Here is a 22,231-nt window from a genome sequence, read left to right on the forward strand (position 1 = left end):
AACAGAACGCCGGCTTTAGCATCGCCGCCGGTACGGGGAGCGCCAGCGGCAGCGTCAGCGCCGGCAACACCCGCATCGATAGCGACTACCTGAACGTGGCCGAACAAAGCGGCCTCAAAGCCGGCGACGGCGGCTTCCAGCTCACGGTAAAAGGCGACACCACCCTCAGCGGCGGCGTCATCGCCAGCAGCGACGTCGCCGTGCAAGCCGGCGTCAACCGGCTGGACACCACGGCCACCCACCTCAGCGATCTGCACAACCAGGCCAGCTATAAGGCCAGCGGCTACAGCGTCAACGTCGGCGTCAGCAGCGGCAAACCCAGCGGCAGCGCCGGCATCGGGCAAGACAGCGGCAGCGCCGCCTCCGACACCCGCGCCGGTATCAGTGGCATCGCCGGCAACAGCAGCGTGCGCAGCGGCGATGCCGAAACCGGCATTGCCAACCCGTTCGACGCCCAGCGCGTGGCGGCCAATGTGGGGGCACAGGTCGCCATCACCGCCGAATTCGGCCGCCAGGCCCCGCGCGCGTGGGCCGACTTTGCCCAGGCGCAGTCCATGATTGGTGACGTTACTTTGCCAGCCGGAACAAGAATGAATGTGAGTGTGGCTGGCGGTATATCCCCTGGCGCTGCAAAAGGCGTAGTGACTGGTGATAATGGTGGCGGCGGCGGTGTGCAGTTTCAAATAACTACCAGGCCGCTATCTCGAGATGAATTTGCGAATTGGTTCGGAAATGCACGGGTGTTGAAATGAGTTATAAGAAAATTATAAATGGTGTTGAGTATTCCATTTTTTCTTCTGTCCGTTTTTTTAATAACTTCATCCTGATGGTTGATTGGGGTGGGAGTCGCGGATTTCATGATCTGGATACCTGCAATCATAATGTATTCATGATTAATCACTCTGGGGAGTTTGTTTGGCAAGTTCGCCGTGATGATAGCGTCCGTGGGGAAGGTTGGTGGGATGTATTGCATGCCCATGCTCGAGAAATTGGCGAAGATGGTGCTCGTAGGCCATTCACCTACTTTGTCATTAATTATCCCGATGGTGGTAATAATATAAACCCAGATACAGGTAGTCCGCCAGATCATGCAATTTGGACGCCGGGTGCCACAATTTGGTTAATGGGTTCGGCTTATCAGAAATATATACTCGACCCTGAGACAGGTATTGCCACAAACGTTACACAAGGGAATCCACGGCCTTGGTGATCTAAAGCGCTTAAGTTGGTAAGTGCTTGTTGGCAAGAGCTCAAGGGACAAACGGATGCAGTGCGAAAACAGTTGCCAGACATGGTGGACGCCAAAACCGGCAAACCGATCGGCAATGCGGCGGTCGCAGAGATCAACGTCTACGGTGAAGGCAGCACACGGGTTCAGGCACATTCCGACGTCCACCCCATCTTGAGTAGCAAGTGACTTTAGCGTCCAATCCACCATGACAAGGAGTTGGACATGAAGAAACGATTCACCGAAGAACAGATCATCGGCTTCCTGCGCGAAGCAGAGGCCGGCATGCCAGTAGCCGAGCTGTGCCGCAAGCATGCCTTCTCGGAAGCCAGCTACTACCTCCGGCGCAGCAAGTTTGGTGGCATGAATGTCTCGGAGCCCCAGCGCTTTCCGCTACCAGCCGCGATCAGACCGTAATGCCTCGCTCAAGGAAAAAATCATCACCCTGGCGCAGCGCCACCGGCGCTACGGTGCCGGCATGATTTACCTGAAACTGCGGCAGGAAGGTATGCAGGTCAATCACAAGCGCGTGGATCGGCTCTATGCCGAGGCGGGTCTGCAAATTCGTCGGCGTAAGCGCAAGAAAGTGCCGGTGGCAGACCGTCATCCGCTGGTGCGGCCAATGGCGGCCAACCAGGTTTGGTCGATGGACTTCGTGTTCGACCGGACAGCAGAGGGGCGTGTCATCAAGAGCCTGACTATCGTTGATGACGCTACGCACGAAGCGGTAGCTATTGTGCCGGAACGGGCAATGAGTGGCGTGCACCTGACGCGCGTTCTCGACCAGTTGGCGCAGACACGGGGCTTGCCCAAAGCGATCAGGACGGATAACGGCAAGGAGTTCTGCAGCCGGGCGATGTTGGATTGGGCGCATGCTCGGGGTGTTCAGCTGTTCCTCATTGAGCCGGGCAAACCGAATCAGAACGCTTACATCGAATCGTTCAACGGGCGTTTCCGGGACGAATGTCTGAACGAACACTGGTTCACCAGTCTGCGCCATGCCCAGGTCGTGATCGAAGCCTGGCGAAGGGAATACAACAACGAAAGGCCCAAGAAAGCGCTGGGTGGTTTGACGCCAGCAGCCTACGCCAAATTACTGGCGGAGAAATCCGGTAAATTAGCCTTGGACTCTAAAGCGTAGTGCTACTGAGATTGGGGGGACGTCGCCGCCCCCCAAGTGGGCTGGCTGGTGCGGCTGCTGGGCAAGCGGGGCGGCTAAGCGAGTGCGTCAGGCGCAGCTGCCGGCCAAGGTTGGCCGCAGGCGGCCGTGATTCGCGTTGCGCCGGACTGCAGCAGGCTCGTGAGTATCGTCATCGCAGTGTGCCGCGGATAAAGCAACAGCCCCGCTGATTATCCAGGCGGGGCTGTTGTGCGTCTGGCCTGATGCCAGGGCTGCGGCCAACCTTAGTTGGTGCGGAAGCGGCTGAAGCTCTGGCGGATTTCTTCTGTCAGTTCGCTCATGCGTGCGGCGGCGCGGGCGGCTTCGTCGGCGGCTTCGCGGTTGCGGTGGGCAATGCTGGTGATGCGTTCTACCTCGCGCGAAACCTGCTCGCCGGAGCGGGCTTGCTCGGACAGGGCGCTGGCGATGTTCAGTACGCTCTGGCCCACATTTTCGGTGCCGCTCTGGATGGCCACGATCGACTCGCCGGCGCGCTGGCCTTGGGTGGCGCTGGTATGGGCGCGCTCAACCGACTGGTTCATCGCTTCCACGGCTTGTTGCGAGCTGAGGCGGATGGCACCAATCATCTGGGCGATTTCACCGGTGGCCTTGGTAGTGCGCTCGGCCAGCTTGCGTACCTCGTCGGCCACCACAGCAAAGCCACGGCCTTGTTCGCCAGCGCGAGCAGCTTCGATGGCGGCATTCAGTGCCAGCAGGTTGGTCTGGTCGGCCACGTCACGGATGACGGAAACGATGTTGTCGATGGTTTGCGACTGGCGGCCCAGTTCGTTGATGCTGCCGGCGGTGCTCTGGATCAGGGTGCTGATGGCGTCCATTTCCTTCACGGCGCCCTTGATCACTTCCACGCCGTCACGGGCGTCACCACTGGCGTTGCGGGCCGCCAATTCGGCGCTACCTGCACTTTGGTGCAACTCGCGTACGCCGACGGCCATTTGTTGGATAACTGTTGCCATTTCGTCAGCGGCGCGGTTTTGTTCTTCGCTGCGGCTCATCAGGCGCTGCATGGTGTCGCGCAGTTCTTGCGATGCGTTGCTGCTTTCCTGCACGCTGCGTTCCACGGTACGCAGGGCGTCGTTCAGCTCGTGGGTCATGCGCGACAGGTTGTACAGCAGCGACGAGTTGTCGCCCTTGGCCAGGTTGACCTGGATGCCCAGGTTGCCGTGTGCGATTTCTTTCATCACGGTGGCGGCGTAGTCCGGCTCGCCGCCCAGTTGGCGGGTAAGGGCGCGGGCAATAAGGAGTGCCACGACGATACTGGCGGCTACGCTGGCGATAATGGCAATGATGGCCGCCACCATGGTGTCACGCAAGGTGCTGGTGGTGGACGATTTTTGCTCTTCCATGACCTTGGTATGGTGGGCGATCAGCTTGTCCAGCTGCATGCCGAGCAGGCCTTCCTGTGGCTCCATCTTCTCGCTGACGATGATGGAGGCGTCCCATTTTTGCTTGGTAATCATAGGGATAAGCTTGTCGGTGAGGCGGTTGAATTCCGTCAGCGACTTGCCGATTTTTTCTACCAGTACCACTTCCTCCGGGTCGGAGGAAATTTCCTGCATCAGCTTGAATTGCTGATTGGCGGTGACCACCGACTTTTTCAGAATGGCCATTTTTTCTTCCACCAGCTTGTCGTCGCTTTCCAGCAGGATGGTGCGGGCGGCGTTGGTGGAGGCCAGCAGGGCGCCGCTAAGGGTGCGCGAATACTGGATGACGGGTATGCGGTGTTCTACCAGTTCGGATACGCGGGTCTGGATGACGGTAAGCCGGTACAGCGTGAATGCAGAACCCAGTACCAGCAGCAGGATGACTGCGCCAAAACCCAAGCCCAAGCGTCGAGCCAGTGTCATTTTCCCCATGATGTTATTTTCCTTGCAGACGTGCTTCGATTGGGTGAAGGCAGTTGTTGTGCTGCTGCCTCTGTTTTTGTGTATTTGATATTAAATCGATAAGTCATGTTTTTAAAGAACAGAGTGAAAATATGGGTGTGCAACTGACATAAAAGCGATTGAATCGCGCTGGAAATGGCATGTTGCGGCCGGCCAGCGGGTTGTCACGGATAGGTAGCGGCAGGGGGCGTGTGTTGGCGGCTTGGCCGCCTGCTGGCTGCCAAGCCGGGTGGTATTAGGCGCGCGTCGGTTGCCGTAGCTTGCCCACCAGCAGCCAGCTGGCGGGCAATAGCCGTTGTCATGAGGCGGCAGCTTAGTTGGTTTGGCGCAGCTGGCGGATGTGCTGGTGAATCAGATGATGGGCAATCGAGCGGGCGGCAGGCAGCCCGGGCAGCTGATCGATGTCGAACCAGGCCGCATGTTCGATTTCGCCGGCTTGCGGTGTGATGTCGCCGTCCAGATAGTCGGCGACGAACGCCAGCATCAGCGAATGCGGAAAGGGCCAGGATTGCGACATGGCGTAACGCAGGTTGTGGATGCGTACGCCCACTTCCTCGAATGCCTCGCGGTGGACGCAGGCTTCCAGCGACTCGCCGGCTTCTACAAAGCCGGCCAGTGCGCTGTACATGCCGGGGGCGAAATGCGGGCTGCGTGCCAGCAGCAGTTCGCGCCCGCGGGTAATCAACACCATCATGGCCGGCGACAGGCGTGGATAGTACAGCTCCCCGCACGATGGGCATTGACGGCCCAAGTCGTGGCGGTTGGGCTGCAGCGGGCTGGCGCAGACGCCGCAGAAACGGTGGCTGCGGGCAAAGCGATGCAGTTGGGCGGCGCGTGCCAACAGCGCGCTCATGTCGGCCGGCAGCGTATAAATGGCGTGGCGCAAGCTGACGGCTTGCCAGTTTGCCGGCGGCGGGCCGATCAGTTCGGCGCTGTACAGGTTGGCCGCATCGTTGTGGCCGATGTAACGCACGGCAGTATGCGCCTGGCCCGGTGCGCCGGGCAGGGCGTCGTCTTGCAGATACAGCTGTTCGCCGTTGAACAGGCACCACAGGGTTGGCAGGGCGGGGTGGGGATGCGGTGGCAGGTGCAGGATGGTCATGGCGCTTGGCTGGCGGGTGCGGGCTAGCCATTCTACGTGCTCCGGCTCGGGTGCCCAAGTGTCATGCCGCCTGTTGACTCATGATGGTGGTGGTCGGTTGGGGCTGTGCCTGCAGGGTGATGTGCCAGTGCGACAAGCCTTCGCTATCGCCGGCCTCGACCAGCGCACACAGGATGGTGCGGCCGTATATCGCGCGTTGGGCAAGGTGGCGCAGGATGCGGCGGCGCAGTGTGCTGTCGAGATCGGCGTGGCGCAGGTCCAGTAATACCAGTGGCGCGGTCTGCACCAGTGCGCCAGCCAGGCTGGCCAGCTGGCGCTGCGTGGCGTCTAGTCGGGCTAGCGGAGTATGTGCCAGTGCGGTGAGCGACAGGCCATCCAGTGTCAGTGCCACGGCTTCGTGATCGATGGCTTGTGGACGGAAGAACCAGCGCCGCCCGCTGCGCTGCTGCAACAGATAGTGCTGCAGCGACCGTTTGTCTGTCGACGGAATGGCTTGTTGCTGGGCGAATGTGGCGCGCGCGGCTTGGCACAGGGTACCGCCTTGCTGCAGCAGGGCATCGTGCAGGCTTGATGCGGCAGCCAGGCCGCTGAAGGTGGTGAGCCGGTTGGCGCGCAAGCGCAGTGCCCGGCAGTCGGCGCGGCAGGTGTGTTGTTGGCAGCTGGGTAACGTGGTGTCGTAATCGAGATCTAGCATGGCGGGCTCCGGCGCAGCAAGGTGCACCGGAGCGGCACGCATTGCGCTTTTCAATATTGATAATAATTATCGTTTATTGAAAAGACAAGCCTCGTGCTTACCACTGCGGCAGGCGATCGCGGCACTCGCGGGCCTCTTGCTGCAGGCGGCTGAACAGCTCGGCAACAGTGGGCACGTCGTCGATCAAGCCCTGTACCTGGCCGATTAGCTGCACCCCTTTGTCGTGGTTGCCTTCTTCGATGGCCAGACGGATCGATTCGGTGGCGGCGCCGAACTGGGCGAGCTGTCGCAGCGATTGCGGCTGAGTGAGCATGCCGCCGATAACCACCTTGCCCACTGGCATGCCCAGCTTGCGGCTGACGCCCATGGCGCGCCAGCCAGCGGTCAGCAGGCCCAGTGGTTTGCGGGTGGCTTTGCGGGCGGTGGCGGTATCCATCACCCGGCACCACAGGCCATCAAAGTTTTTGGAATAAATGGTATCGCTCACGTTACGTTCGCGGATCATGTCTTTGGTGCGCTGGTGCACCGGGCTTTCGCGGGTCATGGCCAGGCGGCTGCCCATGGCGATGGCGTCGGCGCCCAGCGCCAGGGCGGCAATCAGGCCGCTGCCGGTGCCGAAGCCGCCGGCGGCGATGATGGGTAGCGACGATACCTTGCGGATGGCCGGAATCAGCACCAGCGACGTTACCTCGCCGCCGTGGGCTGCCGCTTCGTGGCCGGTTACCAGCAAGGCGTCCACGCCGGCTTTTTCTGCCGAGATGGCGTGCTTTTCGGTCACCACGGTGGCGATCACCTTGCCGCCATACTCGCGGGCGCGCTTGACGATCCAGTCGCCCTTGCCCAACGAGAAATTGATCACCGGTACTTTTTCCTGTAACGCGACTTCGGCATTCTCTTTGGCACCCGGCATCATCAGGGTGCAGCCAATGCCGAACGGCTTGTCGGTCAGTTCGCGAATGCGGCGAATGGCGGTGCGGGTTTGTTCGGCATTCAATGGGCCGGTAGCGAGGATGCCCAAGCCGCCTGCATTGCTGGTGGCGGCCACCAGCTCCGGTACGGCGATGTAGCTCATGCCAGGGCAGACCAGCGGCAGCTGAACGCCGAAGGTGTCGGTGAAGCGGGTTTGCATGGTGTTAGCTCTGTATAGGTTGTAGTGATGTATTCTTGTCAGAATCTTTGCCATTTTTCAAACGGATGTTTGATATGTATCTGATTCTGATTGGCTGGTTGTATGTCGTACTGATGCTGGCGGTAGCGCAAGATAGCCTGGTGCGGACTGGCATCATCGTGTTTTTTCTGGGGGTGTTGCCAACGTGGCTGATCCTGTGGATCGTGCGCCGGCGCCACTTGCGGCGCCAAAACCCGGATGGCGATATCTGATTCGACTGTCTTGAGTTGCGCCTTTTTATAGTGTTACAATTGCGAGTTCCCTCAATGTCTGGGGGATATCACGCACATCCGTACCAAAGGGTGCCCGTTTGCGGGTTGTCTGTACGGATGGAGGCATAACCCTTTTGGAGATTCAGAATGTCCACCAACGTGACCATGCGTCAAATGCTTGAGGCCGGCGTACACTTCGGCCACCAAACCCGCTTCTGGAACCCGAAGATGGCTCAGTACATCTTTGGCAGCCGCAACAAGATTCACATCATCAACCTGGAAAAAACGCTGCCGCTGTTCGTGGAAGCCCAGGAATATGTGCGTCGTCTGACTGCCAACAAGGGTACCGTTCTGTTTGTGGGCACCAAGCGTCAAGCGCGTGAGATCGTCCGCGAAGAAGCCGCCCGTGCAGGCGTGCCGTTCGTGGATCACCGCTGGCTGGGCGGCATGCTGACCAACTACAAGACCGTTAAGCAGTCCATCAAGCGTCTTGAAGACAAGCGTGCTCAGCTCGAAGCTGGCGACCAGTCCGGTTTCAACAAGAAAGAACTGCTGGACCTGCAACGCGACGTTGAAAAACTGGAGCGTTCGCTGGGCGGTATCAAGGATATGAAAGGTCTGCCGGATGCGATCTTCGTTATCGATACCGGCTACCAGAAAGGTGCCGTTGTTGAAGCCAAGAAACTGGGTATTCCGGTAATCGGCGTAGTTGATACCAACAACTCGCCGGATGGCATTGACTACGTTATCCCGGGTAACGATGACTCCAGCCGCGCTATCCGCCTGTACGCTCGCGGTATCGCCGATGCTGTTCTGGAAGGCCGCGCTCAGGCAATCCAGGAAATCATCGCTGCTGAGCCGGCTGCTGCCGAGTAAGCAGAAGAAAAGGGGCGAAAGCCCCTTTTTTTAGACCTCAGTTTCAACGTATCACGATTTAATTCAAGGAGTTCACCATGGCGGAAATCACCGCAAAAATGGTATCCGACCTGCGCGCTGCGACCGGTCTGGGCATGATGGAGTGCAAAAAAGCACTGGTAGAAGCTGAAGGCGACCTGGCCAAAGCTGAAGAAATCCTGCGCATCAAGTCCGGTGCCAAAGCCTCCAAAATGGCTGGCCGCGTGGCTGCCGAAGGCATCATCGGTTCCTTCGTAGCTGGTGGCGTTGGCGCCCTGGTCGAAGTGAACTGCGAAACCGACTTCGTCGCCAAAGACCCGACCTTCATCGCACTGGCTACCGCCGCTGCCAAAGCCGTGGTTGAAGCCAACCCGGCCGACGTTGAAGCGCTGGCTGCTGTTGTAGTGGATGGCGAAGCCGTGGAAGAGATCCGCAAGGCTGCCATCGCCAAACTGGGCGAGAACATGACCATCCGTCGTTTCGTACGCTACGAAACCGACGGCGCCATCGCTACCTACCTGCACGGTGCCAAAATCGGCGTGATCGTCGATTTCAAAGGTGAAGAGCAAGTGGGCAAAGACGTGGCCATGCACGTTGCTGCTTCCAAGCCGATCTGTGTTTCCAAAGACCAAGTTTCTGCCGACGTGCTGGAACAAGAGCGCAAGATCTACACCGCTCAGGCTGCTGAATCCGGCAAGCCGGCCGACATCGTTGCCAAAATGGTTGAAGGTCGCATCAACAAGTTCCTGGCTGAAGTGACCCTGCTGGGTCAGCCGTTCGTGAAAAACCCGGACGTGACCGTAGAAAAACTGCTGGCCGAAAAAGGCGCTTCCGTAAAAGCTTTTGCTATGTTTGTAGTAGGCGAGGGCATCGAGAAGAAAGTGGTCGACTACGCTGCTGAAGTCGCTGCTGCTGCCCAGCTCTGATCGCTAGCTTAAGCTGATCGATACAACGGCACCCTGCACCGCAGGGTGCCGTTTCGCAAACTGAAGAATTCAAAACCGCATGCCAGAGGTAATCATGAGCCAATCCCCCGCCTATAAACGCATTCTGCTGAAGCTTTCCGGTGAAGCCCTGATGGGTGATGACAGCTACGGGATTAACCGCAATACGATCGAGCAGATCGTTTCCCAGATCAAGGAAGTGGTGGATCTGGGCGTGCAAGTCGGCATCGTGATTGGTGGCGGTAACATTTTCCGCGGCGTGGCCCCGGCCGCTGCCGGCATGGATCGTGCCACTGCCGACTACATGGGCATGATGGCCACCGTGATGAACGCGCTGGCACTGAAAGACGCCATGACCAAAGCCGGCCTGATTGCCCGTGTGCAATCCGCGCTGACCATGCAGCAGATTGCCGAGCCCTACGTGCGCGGCAAGGCCATGCAGTACCTGGAAGAAGGCAAAGTGGTGATTTTTGCCGCTGGCACCGGCAACCCGTTCTTTACCACAGACACCGCCGCTGCACTGCGCGGTATGGAAATGAACGTGGACATCATGCTGAAGGCTACCAAGGTTGACGGTGTGTACACCGACGATCCGAAGAAAAACCCGGACGCCGTACGCTACCAGACGCTGACTTTCGACGAGGCGATCTCGCGCAACCTGAAGGTGATGGATGCTACCGCCTTCGCACTGTGCCGCGACCAGCACCTGAACATCAAGGTATTCAGTATCTTCAAGCAAGGTGCATTGACCCGCGTGGTGCTTGGCGAAGACGAAGGCACGCTGGTACACTGCTGATTTTAACGAATCCTCATAGGCGGAAACGGCTGTACGCCGCTTTCCGCCTTGTTTTTCAGAAAGACACGGGAGTAATCATGATCAATGACGTGAAGAAGTCGGCCGAGCACAAGATGCAAAAATCGCTCGAGACCTTCAAGACCGACCTGGGCAAGGTGCGCACCGGTCGTGCCCACCCCGGCCTGCTGGACCACGTTATGGTTGAGTACTACGGCAGCGACGTGCCGGTAAACCAGGTAGCTAACGTCACCAATATCGATGCACGCACCCTGGGTGTACAAGCCTGGGAAAAGAACATGGTTTCCAAGATCGAGAAAGCCATCCGCGACAGCGATCTGGGCCTGAACCCGTCGTCGATGGGCGAGCTGATTCGCGTGCCGATGCCGGCGCTGACCGAAGAGCGTCGCCGCGATCTGATCAAAGTGGTACGCGCCGAGGCCGAAGGCGCCCGCGTTGCCGTGCGCAACGTACGTCGCGACGCCAACAACGATTTCAAAAACCTGCTGAAGGACAAAGCCATCACCGAGGACGAAGAGCGCCGCGGCCAGGATGACATCCAGAAGCTGACCGACAAGTACATCGCCGAGATCGACAAGGCGTTGGCCGCAAAAGAAGCCGAACTGATGGCTGTATAAGGGGCCTCCCTTGTTTGCAAGTTCTACTCAAGATGTGCCCGAGGCGCGCAGTGTGCCTCGGCACATTGCCATCATCATGGATGGCAACGGGCGCTGGGCCAAGCAGCGCTTCCTGCCACGCGTAGCCGGCCATAAGCGCGGCCTGGACGCCGTGCGTGACACCGTCAAGGCCTGCTCCGAGTTGGGGGTGGAGTTCCTGACCCTGTTTGCCTTCTCTACCGAGAACTGGCGCCGCCCTGAAGAAGAAGTCAGTTTTCTGATGGAGCTGTTCTTCGTGGCGCTGGAGCGTGAGGTGGAGCGCTTGCATCGCAACAATATCCGCCTGAAGGTGATCGGTTCGCGCGAGCGCCTTTCGCAAGCCATTTGTGATCGTATCGACGCTGCCGAAGCGTTGACTGCTGCCAATACCGCGCTGACGTTGACTATCGCTGCCGACTATGGCGGTCGCTGGGACGTGCTGCAGGCGGTGAATGGCTTGCTGGCAAAGGGTGTCACGCAGATGACGGAGGCCGACATTGCGGCCAACTTGTCTACTGCGTATGCGCCGGAACCCGACTTGTTTATCCGCACCGGCGGCGAGCAGCGCATCAGCAATTTCTTGCTGTGGCAGCTGGCCTATAGCGAACTGTACTTTACCGACCTGTTGTGGCCGGATTTCGGTCGTGAAGCCTTGTCGGCTGCGCTGGACTCCTACGCTGCCCGCGAGCGCCGTTTCGGCCGTACCAGCGAGCAGCTGCCCGAAGCCCAACGTCGAGGCTGATTCATGCTCAAGACGCGTATCATCACAGCGCTAGTCCTGCTTCCCCTGATGCTGGCGGCGCTGTTTTTCTTTCCGCCCACCGCCTGGGCAGGCTTTTCCTGGTTGATCATTGTCCTCGCGCTGTGGGAGTTTGCCCGCATGGCGGGCTTGAGTGGCGGCATCATGCTGACCTATCTGGCAGGTAGCAGCTTGCTAGCCGCGGTGGCCTGGTTCTCCGGCTTCGTGCCCGATAGCGTGATGATGTCGGTATCGCTGCTGGTCTGGTTGGTGTTGGCACCGCTGTGGCTGCGCAAGCGTTGGCCCATTCCGCGAGGCGTGCCGGCCATGTTATTGGGCTGGTTGCTGATGTTCCCGGCCTGGTTTGCTTTTCTGGCTTGGCATCCGGACAACTCTGCCGTCAGCGGCAAGCAACTGCTGGCGGTGATGGGCATGGTGTGGGTAGCTGATGTGGCTGCCTATTTTGCCGGCAAGACCTTTGGCAAGCACAAGTTGGCCCCCTCAATCAGCCCCGGCAAGAGCTGGGAGGGCGTGGTGGGGGCCGTGATCGGCGTAGCTGGCTATGTGTGGCTGGTCAACGATCTGGGTTGGCTCAATATTTCGCTGCCCTTGCTGTTGCTATTGCCGCTGGCGCTGGGCCTGACCGCTGTCAGCGTAGTGGGCGACTTGCTGGAATCCTGGTTCAAGCGTAGTGCGGGCATCAAGGACAGCAGCAGCCTGCTGCCTGGCCATGGCGGCGTTTATGACCGTATCGACAGCTTGATCGCAGTGTTGGCGGTGTCGCACGCGCTGCGTTTGTTGTTTGCTTGAGTTGCGCATGACTATTCAACTGATTACCGTACTGGGCGCCACTGGCAGCATTGGCAGCAACACGCTGGACGTCGTTGCCATGCATCCGCAGCGCTACCGTGTTTTTGCCCTGGCAGCGCATAGTCAGGCCGACAAACTGTTGCAGCAGTGTCTGCAATACCAGCCGCGCTACGCAGTGCTGGTGGATGCCTCGGCAGCAGCCAGCTTGCGCCGCCAGTTGGCCGCAGCTGGCAGCCGTACCGAAGTATTGTGCGGAGAGGCAGCGTTGACCGAAGTCGCATGTGCGCCCGAAGTCGATATGGTGATGGCAGCTATTGTGGGTGCCGCTGGTTTGCGGCCAACCCTGGCCGCAGCTGCGGCCGGCAAGCGCATTCTGTTGGCCAATAAGGAATCCCTGGTCGTTGCTGGCGACCTGTTCATGCGCACCGTGCGCGAGTGCGGTGCCTCCTTGCTGCCGGTGGATAGCGAGCACAATGCGCTGTTCCAGTCGCTGCCGGCAGGTTTCGATGGTGATCTGACGGCCGCCGGAGTAGTGGAGCTGATTCTGACGGCATCGGGCGGCCCATTCCGGCATCATAGCCTTGAGCAATTGCAGCATGTCACGGCAGATGACGCCTGCAAACACCCCAACTGGGTAATGGGGCGCAAGATTTCGGTGGATTCCGCCAGTCTGATGAACAAGGGGCTAGAGGTGATCGAGGCGCGCTGGCTGTTCAATACGCCGGCCGAGCAAATCAAGGTGGTAGTGCACCCGCAAAGTGTTATCCACTCCATGGTGCGCTACCACGACGGCTCCATCATGGCGCAGCTGGGCTCGCCTGACATGCGCACGCCGATTGCCTACGCCATGGCCTGGCCGCAGCGCATTGCCGCGCCGGTGCAGGCGCTGGATTTCCTGACGCTGGGCAGCCTGACCTTCGAAGCGCCCGACCTGCAGCGCTTCCCGTGCCTGCGACTGGCATTTGATAGCCTGCGCACCGGTGGCGACGCCTCTGCGGTGCTGAATGCGGCCAACGAAGTAGCGGTTGCCAGCTTTCTCGCTGGCCGAATCCGCTTCCTTCAGATTCCGCAGCTGATCGAGCGGGCGCTGTCCCGCATGGATCTGTCGCTAAGCGATGATCTCGACAGCCTGCTGGCCAAGGATGCTGCCACGCGTGCGCTGGTGGGTGAGTGGGTGGCAGCATGACCTTATTGTCTTTCCTGCTTGTAATAGGCGTACTGGTCACCTTTCACGAGTTCGGGCATTTTTTGGCCGCCAGACTGTGTGGTGTGAAGGTGCTCACGTTCTCTATCGGGTTTGGCAAGCCGCTGTGGGCGCGTACCTTCGGTGATACCGAGTGGCGACTGGCGTGGATTCCGCTGGGTGGCTTCGTGCGCATGCTGGACGAGCGCGAGGCGCCGGTAGCGCCGCAGGACCGCCAGCGCGCTTTCAATCAGCGCCCGGTATGGCAGCGCATGATCATCGTGCTAGCCGGGCCGGTGGCCAATCTGCTGCTGGCGGTGGTGCTGTTTTCTGTCACCATGAGCGGTGAGCAAACCCGCCTTCAGCCACTGGTCGGTACCGTGGCCGCGCAAACCGCCGCTGCCGCCGCTGGCGTGAAGCCGGGCGACCGCGTGATGGCCGTTAACGGCGAGGCGGTACAAGACTGGGGTGCGTTGCGCGAAGCCATGGGCATGGCCATCGCCAACGACAGCCGTCTGGAGCTGGCGTTGCAACGTGATAGCCAGCTGCTGACGGCACGTTTCGATCTGCCGGCTTTTGGCCTGCAACAACTGGATCAGAATACGCTGGCCAAGCTGGGGCTGATGCCGGCACGTTACCTGCCGCAAATAGCAGCCGTAGTGCCCGAGGGCGCGGCGGCCCGTGCCGGCTTGAAAGCGGGGGACAAGCTCCTGACGGCAAACGGCCAGCCGCTGGCCAGCTGGGAGGCGTGGGTGCAATGGGTACACAATCACCCCGGTCAGCAGTTCAGCGTTACCGTGCTGCGTGACGGCAAGCCGCTGCAGCTGCAAGTGCGTCCCGACGTGGTCGAGCAGGATGGCGGCAGCGTTGGCCGCATCGGTGCAGCCCCGGCGCTGGACAAGACCTGGATGGACAGCCTGACGCTAAGTGTACAGGTGGCGCCAGGTGAGGCCATGCTGGCAGCGCTTGGGCGTACTGTCGACCTGAGCTGGCATACGCTGAGTACCTTGGGCGCCATGATCACGGGTGGCGTATCGTTGGAAGCGCTGAGTGGCCCGCTGACCATCGCCGAGTATGCCGGGAAGAGCGCCAGTGTTGGTCTGGTAGCGTTGCTGGAATTCATGGCGCTGATCAGTGTCAGCCTGGGGGTATTCAATCTGCTGCCAGTGCCCATGCTGGACGGCGGGCACTTGCTGTATCATGTGGCGGAATGGATTAGAGGGCGACCGCTCTCCGATCGCGTATACGAAGTCGGTCAGCGTCTGGGGATGGCTTTCATTTTGATGGTCATGACGCTGGCCCTGTTCAATGACTTCGCCCGGTTGCTGGCCGGCTAGGATCATAACAAACATGAACAAACGCTTACTTGCTGCGGCCGTTGCCGCCGCCTTTCTGTCTCCGGCTTGGGCCGCAGACACATTCGTCATCAAAGACATTCGCGTTGAGGGCCTGCAGCGTACCGAACCGGGTACCGTCTTCAATTATCTGCCATTGAAAGTGGGCGACACCTTCGACGCGCAACGCACGCCGGAAATCATCAAGGCGCTGTACGGTACCGGTTTCTTCAACGACGTGCGTGTGGAATCCGATGGTGACGTGCTGGTGCTGTCGGTAAGCGAACGCCCGGTCATTGCCCAATTGCAGATCAATGGCAGCAAGGAGTTTCCGAAAGAGCAGCTGATCAAGGCCATGAAGGATAACGGGCTGGCAGAATCCCGCATCTTCGACCAGGGCTTGCTTGACCAGGCGGTACAGGAACTGAAACGCCAGTATTTCAGCAAGGGCAAATACTCGGCAGAAATCCAAACCCAGATTACACGTCTTGAACGTAACCGCGTGGCGGTGACGCTGGATATCGTAGAGGGCATCACCGCCAAGATCAGCGACATCCGTATTGTGGGCAACCGCGCTTTCAAAGAAGACACCTTGCTGGAAGAGATGTCGCTGACCCCCAGTGGTTTCATGACCTGGTTGTCGCGCTCCGACCGTTACTCCAAGCAGCAGCTGTCAGCCGACCTGGAAAAAATCCGTGCTTTCTATCTGAACCAGGGCTATGCCGAGTTCAATATCGAATCCACCCAGGTAGCAATCAGTGCCGACAAACAGGACATGTACCTCACCCTCAACCTCAGCGAGGGCCGGCAGTACAAGATTGCCGACGTCCGCCTGGCAGGCGACCTGCGCGTGCCGGAGGCCGAGCTCAAACCACTGATTACCGTCAAGCCCGGCGCCTTGTTCAACCGCGAGATCATCAATAATTCGGTGACCGCGCTGACGGAGCGTCTGGAAGCAGAGGGCTACGCTTTTGTCAGTGTCAACCCGGTACCCGAAATCGACAAAGACAAACAAACCGTCAGCTTGACCTTCTTCGTCGATCCGGGTCGCCTGACAACCGTGCGCCGTGTCAATATTGCCGGCAATACCCGCACCCGAGATGAGGTGATTCGCCGCGAACTGCGTCAGCTGGAAAGCGCCCAGTACAATGGTGCAGCGGTAAAGCGCAGCAAGGAACGCCTGGAGCTGCTGGGCTACTTTGAAACCGTCAGCATCGATACGCCGCCGGTTGGCGATACGCCCGACCAGGTGGATATGAACGTTACCGTCAAGGAGCGTGCTACCGGTTCCATCAATGCCGGTATCGGTTACGCCCAGGGCGATGGCCTGCAGCTTAGCGCGTCGGTCTCCCAAGCTAACGTATTGGGTTCCGGCAAGTCGCTGTCTGTCAGCTTCTCCAACGGCAAGACCAGCAAGGTAGCGACGGTGTCGTTTACCGACCCGTACTACACCGTGGACGGTGTCAGCGTCGGCTATGACGTCTACCGTCGCGTGTACAACCCGTCGGCTACCGATACCAACAAGTACAAAACCAATACCTACGGCGGTGCAGTACGCTTCGGGGTGCCCATTACCGAGTACGACCGTATCAATTACAGTTTTGGTGCCGAAAATACCGCCATCACCTTGTACGACGACAGCCCGCAGCGCTACAAGGACTTCGTCAACCAGTACGGCAAGTCCAACGTGACGCTGCTGTCGTCGGCCGGCTGGTCACGCGATACCCGTGACAGCGCCGTGTGGCCTACTACCGGTTACACCATGGGTGTGTCGGTAGATGCCGGCCTGCCAGGCGGTGATATCCAGTACTACCGTATGTCGCATAGCCAGCAATGGTTCTGGCCGTTGAGCAAAACCTACACGTTGGCCGTGAGTGGAGATGTAGGCTTTGTCAACGGTTACGGGGCGACCAAGCGCGTACCGTTCTTCCAGAACTACTACCTGGGTGGTCTGGGTTCCGTGCGTGGCTATGAAAACGGCAGCCTGGGCCCGCTTGATACCAATGGTGACGCGCTGGGTGGTACCCGTAAGGTTACCGCCTCGGCCGAGCTGCTGTTCCCGTTCCCGGGTATGCGTGATAACCGCAGCCTGCGCACCAGCCTGTTCTTCGATGCCGGTACGCTGTGGGACCCGAAAGACACCTCGGTATCTGCGTCGTCCGGCCTGCGCTACTCTGCGGGTGCCGCGCTGACTTGGGTGTCACCTATCGGCCCGCTGAAGTTCAGCTATGGTGTGCCGCTGAAGAAGAAATCGGGCGACCAGCTGCAACGCTTCCAGTTCACCATCGGTCAAGTGTTCTAAGGATTACTGCCCATGTCATTCAGAAACTTGCTGCTGATGCTGCCGCTGACCCTGGCTTCATTCGGGGCGGCAGCGGCTGACATCAAAATTGGCTACGTCAATACCGAGCGCGTATACCGCGAAGCGGCGCCGGCGCAGAACGCCCAGAAGAAGCTGGAGCGCGAGTTCGCCCCGCGTGAAGCTGAACTGAAAAAGCTGGCAGCGCGCGGCAAGGAGCTGGAAGGCTTGCTGGCCAGAAACAAGACCCCCAGCCCCGAGCGTCGCCAGATGGAGCGCGAGCTGGAGTCGGTAGACCGTGAGTACCAGGCCAAGGCGCGTGACTTTCGCGATGACCTCAACCAGCGCCGTAACGAAGAGTTTGCAGCCGTGCAGGAACGCGCCAATCGCATCATCCGCCAAATGGCAGAGCGCGAGCAGTACGACCTGATCCTGCAGGATGTGGTCTATGTCAGCCGCACGCTGGATATCACCGACAAGGTATTGAAAGAGCTGGGTAAATAGCCGTTTGCCGGCATCTTGATCAACCGAAGCCGACGTTACGTCGGCTTCGTCTTTGCTAACTGTCATGAAACTATCGCACATCGTGGCCGCCCTGGGCGGCGAGCTGCAGGGCAACGATATCGACGTCGATCGCCTTGCCAGCATGGAAGAAGCCGGGCCGGCAGAACTGACCTTTCTGGCCAACCCCAAATACCGCAGCCAGCTGGACAGCACGGCTGCTGGCGCCGTCATCGTCAAGCCGGCGCTGGCCGAAGCGGCAGCCAAGGTTGGCCGCAGCCTGATCCTGACGCCGGACCCGTACCTGTACTTTGCCCGCGTAGCCACCTTGCTGACGCCGCCGCCCGCCGCGCAGGCCGGTATCCACCCGCGCGCCGTGGTGGGCGAGGGCAGCGTGCTGGGCGAGGGCTGTGAAGTGCGCGAAATGGTCAGCATCGGCCGCAACGTTACCCTTGGCCAGCGCTGCATCCTGCACCCCGGGGTGGTGATCGGCGATGGTGTCAGCATCGGCGACGATGCCCGCATCTACCCCAATGTCACCATTTACCATGGTTGCCGTCTGGGCAGCCGCGTCATCCTGCACGCCGGCGCGGTGATCGGTGCCGACGGCTTTGGCCTGGCCTGGGCTGGCGATGGCTGGTTCAAGATTCCGCAAACCGGCGTGGTGGTGATCGGCGACGACGTGGAAGTGGGCGCCAATACCACCATCGACCGCGGCGCGCTGAAAGATACCGTGATCGGCAACGACGTGAAGCTGGATAACCAGATCCAGCTGGCGCACAACGTGCATGTGGGCGACCATACCGCCATGGCCGGCTGTGCCGCCGTGGCCGGCAGTACCCGCATCGGCGCCCGCTGTACCATTGGCGGCGCCGCTCGCATCATCGGCCACCTGGATATCGCCGACGGTACCCACGTGGGCGCCGGTACCCTGATTTCCAAATCCATCCGCAAGGCCGACGCGTACACCGCGGTGTACCCGATGGCCACCCACAAGGAATGGCTGTCCAACGCGGCGCACCTGCGCCATCTGGACGAGCTGGTTACCCGTGTCAAACAACTTGAAAAAGCGCTGCAACAAGCGCAGGACAATAAGGACTCCCAACCATGACTGAAGCCGTGAGCAACGCTGCTGCCGTATCCATCGACGTACGCGAGATCATGCGTTACCTGCCGCACCGCTACCCGTTCCTGCTGGTGGACCGCGTCACCGAGTTTGTGACCAACGAGCGCATCAAGGCCATCAAGAACGTGACCGTCAACGAGCCGTTCTTCATGGGCCACTTCGAACAGTACCCGGTGATGCCGGGCGTGCTGATCATCGAGGCGCTGGCTCAGGCTGCCGGCATCCTGTCGATCCGCAGCGAAGGCGAGCGCCCGGAAAACGAACTGTACTTCTTCGTCGGCATCGACAACGCCCGCTTCAAGCGCCAGGTGGTGCCGGGCGACCAGCTGACGCTGGAAGTGGAGCAGCTGACCATGAAGCGCGGCATTGCCAAGTACAACGCCCGTGCGCTGGTAGACGGCCAAGTGGCCTGTGAAGCGCAAATCATGTGTGCCAAACGCGAGGTATAACCATGGCCATTCATCCCACCGCCATCATTGCCGATGGCGCGCAGATTGCTGACGACGTCGAAATCGGCGCCTACAGCATCATCGGTGCCAATGTCAGCATCGGCAGCGGCACCTGGGTGGGCCCCCACGTGGTGATCGAGGGGCATACCACCATCGGCAAGAACAACCGCATCTTCCAGTTCTGCTCGCTGGGTGCCATCCCGCAGGACAAGAAATACGCCGGCGAGCCGACGCGCCTGGAAATCGGCGACGGCAACACCATCCGCGAGTTCTGCACCTTCAACCTCGGTACCGCGCAAGACGTGGGCGTCACCCGTCTGGGCAACAACAACTGGATCATGGCTTACGTGCATCTGGGCCACGACTGCCAGATCGGCGATAACACCATCTTCGCCAACAACGCCACGCTGGGCGGCCACGTCCACGTGGGCGACTGGGTGATCCTGGGCGGCTTTACCAGCGTGCACCAGTTCTGCCACATCGGCGACCACGCCATGACCGCCTTCTCCAGCGCCGTGGCGCAAGACGTGCCGCCGTACGTGATGGCGCACGGCAACCGCGCGGTGCCGGCCGGCATCAACGCCGAAGGCCTGAAGCGTCGCGGTTTCAGCGCGGAGCAGATCCGTACCGTGCGCAACGCCTACAAGTCGCTGTACCGCAAGGGCCTGGGTTTTGACGAGGCACGTGCCGAGATCGAAACCGAAGCCGCCGCAGGCAAGACCGAGCTGGACGCCTTCGTCCGCTTCTTTGCTGCGGCCAACCGCGGCATCATCCGTTAAGCCATGGCGGAGCGGCTGTTTACCCGCCCGGGTGCCCTGAAGGTGGCCATGGTCGCCGGCGAAGCCTCGGGCGACTTGCTGGGCGCGCACCTGATGGACGCGCTGAAAGCGGCGCACCCCGATGTCGAGTTTGCCGGCATCGGCGGCCCGCGCATGCTGGCGCGCGGTTTCACCAGCCAGGTGCCGCAAGAGCGGCTGGCGGTGCGCGGCTACGTGGAGGTGCTGTCGCGCCTGCCCGAGCTGCTGCGCATCCGCCGCACGCTGCGCGACACGCTGCTGGCGGAAAAGCCGGACGTGTTCATCGGCATCGATGCGCCAGATTTCAACCTGGCGCTGGAAAAATGGCTGAAGCAGGCCGGCTTGCGCACCGTGCATTACGTCAGCCCGTCGGTGTGGGCGTGGCGGCCGGAGCGGGTGGTGAAGATCGGCGACAGCGCCGATCAGGTGCTGTGCCTGTTTCCGATGGAAAAACCGCTGTACGACGCGGCCGGCGTGCCGGCCACGTTTGTCGGCCACCCGCTGGCCAGCGAAATCCCGTTGCAGCCGGACCGCGCTGCCATGCGCGAGCAACTGAGCCTGCCGCGGCAGGCGCCGGTGTTTGCGCTGATGCCCGGCAGCCGCAAGAGCGAGCTGGAATTCATGGGCGGCCTGTATATCGAGGTGGCGCGGCAGCTGCTGGCGCGCTACCCGGACGCACAGTTTCTGGTGCCGCTGGCCACGCGGCCAACCCTGGACCAGTTCGACCAGCTGCTGACCCGGCACAAAGCGTGGGACCTGCCTATCCGCAAGCTGTTCGGCCACGCCCAGATGGCGATGATCGCTGCCGACGTGGTGCTGGTCACCAGCGGCACCGCTACGCTGGAAGTGGCACTGACCAAGCGGCCGATGGTGATCAGCTACAAGCTGTCGTGGCTGACCTACCAGCTGGTAAAGCGCAAGCTCAAGCTGCCGTATGTGGGCTTGCCCAATATCCTGGCCAAGCGCTTTGTGGTGCCCGAGCTGCTGCAGAAAGACGCCACGGTGGAAAAACTCACCGCGGCGGTGGCCGAGCTGTACGACAACCAGGCCAGCCGGCAGGACATCATCGACACCTTTACCGAGCTGCACCTCAGCCTGAAGGCCGATTCCGCCAGGCTGGCGGCCGAGGCCATCCTGAAAGTGGCACGATGCTGATCTGTGGCGTAGACGAAGCGGGCCGTGGCCCGCTGATCGGCTCGGTGTTTGCCGCGGCGGTCATTCTGGACCCGGCGCAGCCCATCGCCGGCCTGGCCGACTCCAAAAAGCTCAGCGAAGCCCGCCGCGAGGCGCTGGCGCCGCTGATCCGCGAGCAGGCGCTGGCGTGGTGCATTGCCAGCGCCAGCGCGCAGGAAATCGACCAGCTCAATATCTTTCAGGCCACCATGCTGGCGATGTCGCGTGCGGTGGCCGGCTTGCAAGTGTTGCCGGACAAGGCGCTGATCGACGGCAACAAGGTGCCCAAGCAGCTGCTGGTGCCGGCCGAGGCCATCGTCAAGGGCGACGCCAAGGTGCAAGAGATTTCGGCGGCATCCATCCTGGCCAAGACCGCGCGCGACGCCGAAATGATCGCGCTGGACGCCATCCACCCGCAGTACGGTTTTGCCCGTCACAAAGGCTACCCCACCGCCGAGCACCTAAAGGCACTGGCCGAGCACGGTGCGCTGGCCGAGCACCGCCGCAGCTTCGGCCCGGTGCGGCTGCAGCTGGCGGCGCAGCAGGGCAGCCTGTTCTAGGTTGGCCGCATGCGCAAAGCCAGCTTTGCCCCGGTGGTAGACGCCGATACCCGCATCCTGATTCTGGGCTCGCTGCCTGGCGACGCCTCGCTGGCGGCGGCGCAGTACTACGCCCACCCGCGCAACCAGTTCTGGCGCCTGCTGGGCGCGGTGCTGGCAGTGCCGCTGGCGGACATGCCGTACCCGCAGCGACTGGCTGCCATGCAGCAGCACGGTGTCGGGCTGTGGGACGTGGTGGCCGAGGCCTCGCGCCGTGGCAGCCTCGACAGCGCCATCCGCGACGCGCGCGCCAACCCGCTGGCCGAGCTGGTGGCCAGCTTGCCGGCGCTGCGCGTGGTGGCGTTCAACGGCCAGACGGCGGGCAAGGCGGCGCCACAGTTGGCCGCCAGCGGGGTGCCGGTGTTGGTGCTGCCGTCCAGCAGCCCGGCGCATACGCTGGCGTTCGATAAAAAACTTCAAGAATGGCAGGCATTGGGCCGATACTGTGATTAGGCCAATTTCTGGTG

23 protein-coding genes and 1 pseudogene are annotated in these 22,231 nt (G+C 60.8%); 20 read left to right on the plus strand and 4 right to left on the minus strand.

Annotated elements, in window-relative coordinates; genetic code table 11:
• Window positions 1-95: 95 nt before the first annotated feature.
• The 3 genes and pseudogenes from ACK4FZ_RS00770 (at window position 96) to ACK4FZ_RS00780 (ending at window position 2,369) form a co-directional block, all read left to right on the plus strand.
• Entirely contained in the window at window positions 96-752 is a 657-nt protein-coding gene (locus ACK4FZ_RS00770; protein WP_409817855.1) for a hypothetical protein, read from the plus strand.
• Entirely contained in the window at window positions 749-1,210 is a 462-nt protein-coding gene (locus ACK4FZ_RS00775; protein WP_409817856.1) for a hypothetical protein, read from the plus strand. Before ACK4FZ_RS00770 ends, ACK4FZ_RS00775 begins: the two co-directional genes overlap by 4 nt.
• Before the next feature lie 243 nt (window positions 1,211-1,453).
• Window positions 1,454-2,369, plus strand: a pseudogene (locus tag ACK4FZ_RS00780) (IS3 family transposase).
• A gap of 263 nt (window positions 2,370-2,632) precedes the next feature.
• On the opposite strand, the gene ACK4FZ_RS00785 reads toward ACK4FZ_RS00780, so the two are convergent.
• From ACK4FZ_RS00785 to ACK4FZ_RS00800, 4 genes are all read right to left on the minus strand, one after another.
• The gene (locus ACK4FZ_RS00785; protein WP_409817857.1) at window positions 2,633-4,261 is read right to left on the minus strand and encodes a methyl-accepting chemotaxis protein; all 1,629 of its coding nucleotides are present in this window, start codon (window positions 4,259-4,261) and stop codon (window positions 2,633-2,635) included.
• Between the two features lie 343 nt (window positions 4,262-4,604).
• Window positions 4,605-5,393 carry an NAD(+) diphosphatase gene (nudC, locus tag ACK4FZ_RS00790; RefSeq protein WP_409817858.1) on the minus strand — a complete coding sequence of 263 codons (789 nt, stop codon included), beginning with the start codon at window positions 5,391-5,393 and terminating at the stop codon, window positions 4,605-4,607.
• 61 nt (window positions 5,394-5,454) lie between these two features.
• On the minus strand, window positions 5,455-6,087 hold the full coding sequence (locus ACK4FZ_RS00795) for a hypothetical protein (protein ID WP_409817859.1): 633 nt from the start codon (window positions 6,085-6,087) through the stop codon (window positions 5,455-5,457).
• A 97-nt stretch (window positions 6,088-6,184) separates the two neighbouring features.
• Window positions 6,185-7,216, minus strand: coding sequence for an NAD(P)H-dependent flavin oxidoreductase (locus ACK4FZ_RS00800; RefSeq protein WP_409817860.1), 1,032 nt, complete (start codon window positions 7,214-7,216; stop codon window positions 6,185-6,187).
• A 74-nt stretch (window positions 7,217-7,290) separates the two neighbouring features.
• On the opposite strand from ACK4FZ_RS00800, the gene ACK4FZ_RS00805 reads away from it, so the two are divergent.
• The 17 genes from ACK4FZ_RS00805 to ACK4FZ_RS00885 all read left to right on the plus strand — a co-directional run bounded on the left by ACK4FZ_RS00805 (window position 7,291) and on the right by ACK4FZ_RS00885 (window position 22,217).
• Window positions 7,291-7,467: a hypothetical protein gene (locus ACK4FZ_RS00805; RefSeq protein WP_170252378.1), complete on the plus strand. Its 177-nt coding sequence runs from the start codon at window positions 7,291-7,293 to the stop codon at window positions 7,465-7,467.
• A gap of 147 nt (window positions 7,468-7,614) precedes the next feature.
• Window positions 7,615-8,343 (plus strand): 30S ribosomal protein S2, encoded by a 729-nt coding sequence (gene rpsB, locus ACK4FZ_RS00810; RefSeq protein WP_144372146.1) that lies wholly within the window; start codon window positions 7,615-7,617, stop codon window positions 8,341-8,343.
• Between the two features lie 77 nt (window positions 8,344-8,420).
• Entirely contained in the window at window positions 8,421-9,287 is an 867-nt protein-coding gene (gene tsf / locus ACK4FZ_RS00815) for a translation elongation factor Ts (protein WP_144372147.1), read from the plus strand.
• 94 nt (window positions 9,288-9,381) lie between these two features.
• Window positions 9,382-10,101 (plus strand): UMP kinase, encoded by a 720-nt coding sequence (gene pyrH, locus ACK4FZ_RS00820; RefSeq protein ID WP_144372148.1) that lies wholly within the window; start codon window positions 9,382-9,384, stop codon window positions 10,099-10,101.
• 77 nt (window positions 10,102-10,178) lie between these two features.
• Window positions 10,179-10,736, plus strand: coding sequence for a ribosome recycling factor (gene frr / locus ACK4FZ_RS00825; protein ID WP_409817861.1), 558 nt, complete (start codon window positions 10,179-10,181; stop codon window positions 10,734-10,736).
• Between the two features lie 10 nt (window positions 10,737-10,746).
• The gene (uppS, locus tag ACK4FZ_RS00830) at window positions 10,747-11,496 is read left to right on the plus strand and encodes a polyprenyl diphosphate synthase (RefSeq protein ID WP_409817862.1); all 750 of its coding nucleotides are present in this window, start codon (window positions 10,747-10,749) and stop codon (window positions 11,494-11,496) included.
• Between the two features lie 3 nt (window positions 11,497-11,499).
• Window positions 11,500-12,303 carry a phosphatidate cytidylyltransferase gene (locus tag ACK4FZ_RS00835; protein ID WP_409817863.1) on the plus strand — a complete coding sequence of 268 codons (804 nt, stop codon included), beginning with the start codon at window positions 11,500-11,502 and terminating at the stop codon, window positions 12,301-12,303.
• A 7-nt stretch (window positions 12,304-12,310) separates the two neighbouring features.
• Window positions 12,311-13,489, plus strand: a complete 1,179-nt coding sequence (gene ispC, locus ACK4FZ_RS00840; RefSeq protein WP_409817864.1) for a 1-deoxy-D-xylulose-5-phosphate reductoisomerase — start codon at window positions 12,311-12,313, stop codon at window positions 13,487-13,489.
• Window positions 13,486-14,823, plus strand: a complete 1,338-nt coding sequence (gene rseP / locus ACK4FZ_RS00845; RefSeq protein WP_409817865.1) for an RIP metalloprotease RseP — start codon at window positions 13,486-13,488, stop codon at window positions 14,821-14,823. The genes ispC and rseP overlap by 4 nt, the downstream gene beginning before the upstream one ends.
• A 13-nt stretch (window positions 14,824-14,836) precedes the next feature.
• On the plus strand, window positions 14,837-17,122 hold the full coding sequence (gene bamA / locus ACK4FZ_RS00850) for an outer membrane protein assembly factor BamA (protein ID WP_409817866.1): 2,286 nt from the start codon (window positions 14,837-14,839) through the stop codon (window positions 17,120-17,122).
• A gap of 12 nt (window positions 17,123-17,134) precedes the next feature.
• On the plus strand, window positions 17,135-17,623 hold the full coding sequence (locus tag ACK4FZ_RS00855; protein ID WP_409817867.1) for an OmpH family outer membrane protein: 489 nt from the start codon (window positions 17,135-17,137) through the stop codon (window positions 17,621-17,623).
• A gap of 64 nt (window positions 17,624-17,687) precedes the next feature.
• Window positions 17,688-18,731: a UDP-3-O-(3-hydroxymyristoyl)glucosamine N-acyltransferase gene (lpxD, locus tag ACK4FZ_RS00860; RefSeq protein WP_409817868.1), complete on the plus strand. Its 1,044-nt coding sequence runs from the start codon at window positions 17,688-17,690 to the stop codon at window positions 18,729-18,731.
• Window positions 18,728-19,195 (plus strand): 3-hydroxyacyl-ACP dehydratase FabZ, encoded by a 468-nt coding sequence (gene fabZ, locus ACK4FZ_RS00865; protein ID WP_144372156.1) that lies wholly within the window; start codon window positions 18,728-18,730, stop codon window positions 19,193-19,195. Before lpxD ends, fabZ begins: the two co-directional genes overlap by 4 nt.
• Window positions 19,196-19,197: 2 nt before the next feature.
• Entirely contained in the window at window positions 19,198-19,974 is a 777-nt protein-coding gene (gene lpxA, locus ACK4FZ_RS00870) for an acyl-ACP--UDP-N-acetylglucosamine O-acyltransferase (RefSeq protein WP_409817869.1), read from the plus strand.
• A 3-nt stretch (window positions 19,975-19,977) separates the two neighbouring features.
• Window positions 19,978-21,147 (plus strand): lipid-A-disaccharide synthase, encoded by a 1,170-nt coding sequence (lpxB, locus tag ACK4FZ_RS00875; protein WP_409817870.1) that lies wholly within the window; start codon window positions 19,978-19,980, stop codon window positions 21,145-21,147.
• On the plus strand, window positions 21,141-21,725 hold the full coding sequence (rnhB, locus tag ACK4FZ_RS00880; RefSeq protein WP_409817871.1) for a ribonuclease HII: 585 nt from the start codon (window positions 21,141-21,143) through the stop codon (window positions 21,723-21,725). Before lpxB ends, rnhB begins: the two co-directional genes overlap by 7 nt.
• A gap of 9 nt (window positions 21,726-21,734) precedes the next feature.
• A complete protein-coding gene (locus tag ACK4FZ_RS00885; RefSeq protein ID WP_409817872.1) occupies window positions 21,735-22,217 on the plus strand; it encodes a DNA-deoxyinosine glycosylase in 483 nt (160 codons plus the stop codon).
• Window positions 22,218-22,231 lie beyond the last annotated feature (14 nt).

This window comes from Vogesella sp., assembly GCF_046297735.1.
Taxonomy (GTDB): Bacteria; Pseudomonadota; Gammaproteobacteria; order Burkholderiales; family Chromobacteriaceae; genus Vogesella; species Vogesella urethralis.

What these genes read in the sequence shown, in the direction of transcription:
- lpxD (WP_409817868.1), top strand. Translation starts at nt 17,688, where the DNA reads ATGAAACTATCGCACATCGTGGCCGCCCTGGGCGGCGAGCTGCAGGGC.
- ACK4FZ_RS00835 (WP_409817863.1), top strand. Translation starts at nt 11,500, where the DNA reads ATGCTCAAGACGCGTATCATCACAGCGCTAGTCCTGCTTCCCCTGATG.
- nudC (WP_409817858.1), bottom strand. Translation starts at nt 5,393, where the DNA reads ATGACCATCCTGCACCTGCCACCGCATCCCCACCCCGCCCTGCCAACC.
- lpxB (WP_409817870.1), top strand. Translation starts at nt 19,978, where the DNA reads ATGGCGGAGCGGCTGTTTACCCGCCCGGGTGCCCTGAAGGTGGCCATG.
- ACK4FZ_RS00785 (WP_409817857.1), bottom strand. Translation starts at nt 4,261, where the DNA reads ATGGGGAAAATGACACTGGCTCGACGCTTGGGCTTGGGTTTTGGCGCA.
- ACK4FZ_RS00805 (WP_170252378.1), top strand. Translation starts at nt 7,291, where the DNA reads ATGTATCTGATTCTGATTGGCTGGTTGTATGTCGTACTGATGCTGGCG.
- ACK4FZ_RS00885 (WP_409817872.1), top strand. Translation starts at nt 21,735, where the DNA reads ATGCGCAAAGCCAGCTTTGCCCCGGTGGTAGACGCCGATACCCGCATC.
- ispC (WP_409817864.1), top strand. Translation starts at nt 12,311, where the DNA reads ATGACTATTCAACTGATTACCGTACTGGGCGCCACTGGCAGCATTGGC.
- rseP (WP_409817865.1), top strand. Translation starts at nt 13,486, where the DNA reads ATGACCTTATTGTCTTTCCTGCTTGTAATAGGCGTACTGGTCACCTTT.
- ACK4FZ_RS00855 (WP_409817867.1), top strand. Translation starts at nt 17,135, where the DNA reads ATGTCATTCAGAAACTTGCTGCTGATGCTGCCGCTGACCCTGGCTTCA.
- rnhB (WP_409817871.1), top strand. Translation starts at nt 21,141, where the DNA reads ATGCTGATCTGTGGCGTAGACGAAGCGGGCCGTGGCCCGCTGATCGGC.
- ACK4FZ_RS00800 (WP_409817860.1), bottom strand. Translation starts at nt 7,216, where the DNA reads ATGCAAACCCGCTTCACCGACACCTTCGGCGTTCAGCTGCCGCTGGTC.
- pyrH (WP_144372148.1), top strand. Translation starts at nt 9,382, where the DNA reads ATGAGCCAATCCCCCGCCTATAAACGCATTCTGCTGAAGCTTTCCGGT.
- frr (WP_409817861.1), top strand. Translation starts at nt 10,179, where the DNA reads ATGATCAATGACGTGAAGAAGTCGGCCGAGCACAAGATGCAAAAATCG.
- fabZ (WP_144372156.1), top strand. Translation starts at nt 18,728, where the DNA reads ATGACTGAAGCCGTGAGCAACGCTGCTGCCGTATCCATCGACGTACGC.
- ACK4FZ_RS00795 (WP_409817859.1), bottom strand. Translation starts at nt 6,087, where the DNA reads ATGCTAGATCTCGATTACGACACCACGTTACCCAGCTGCCAACAACAC.
- rpsB (WP_144372146.1), top strand. Translation starts at nt 7,615, where the DNA reads ATGTCCACCAACGTGACCATGCGTCAAATGCTTGAGGCCGGCGTACAC.
- ACK4FZ_RS00775 (WP_409817856.1), top strand. Translation starts at nt 749, where the DNA reads ATGAGTTATAAGAAAATTATAAATGGTGTTGAGTATTCCATTTTTTCT.
- lpxA (WP_409817869.1), top strand. Translation starts at nt 19,198, where the DNA reads ATGGCCATTCATCCCACCGCCATCATTGCCGATGGCGCGCAGATTGCT.
- bamA (WP_409817866.1), top strand. Translation starts at nt 14,837, where the DNA reads ATGAACAAACGCTTACTTGCTGCGGCCGTTGCCGCCGCCTTTCTGTCT.
- tsf (WP_144372147.1), top strand. Translation starts at nt 8,421, where the DNA reads ATGGCGGAAATCACCGCAAAAATGGTATCCGACCTGCGCGCTGCGACC.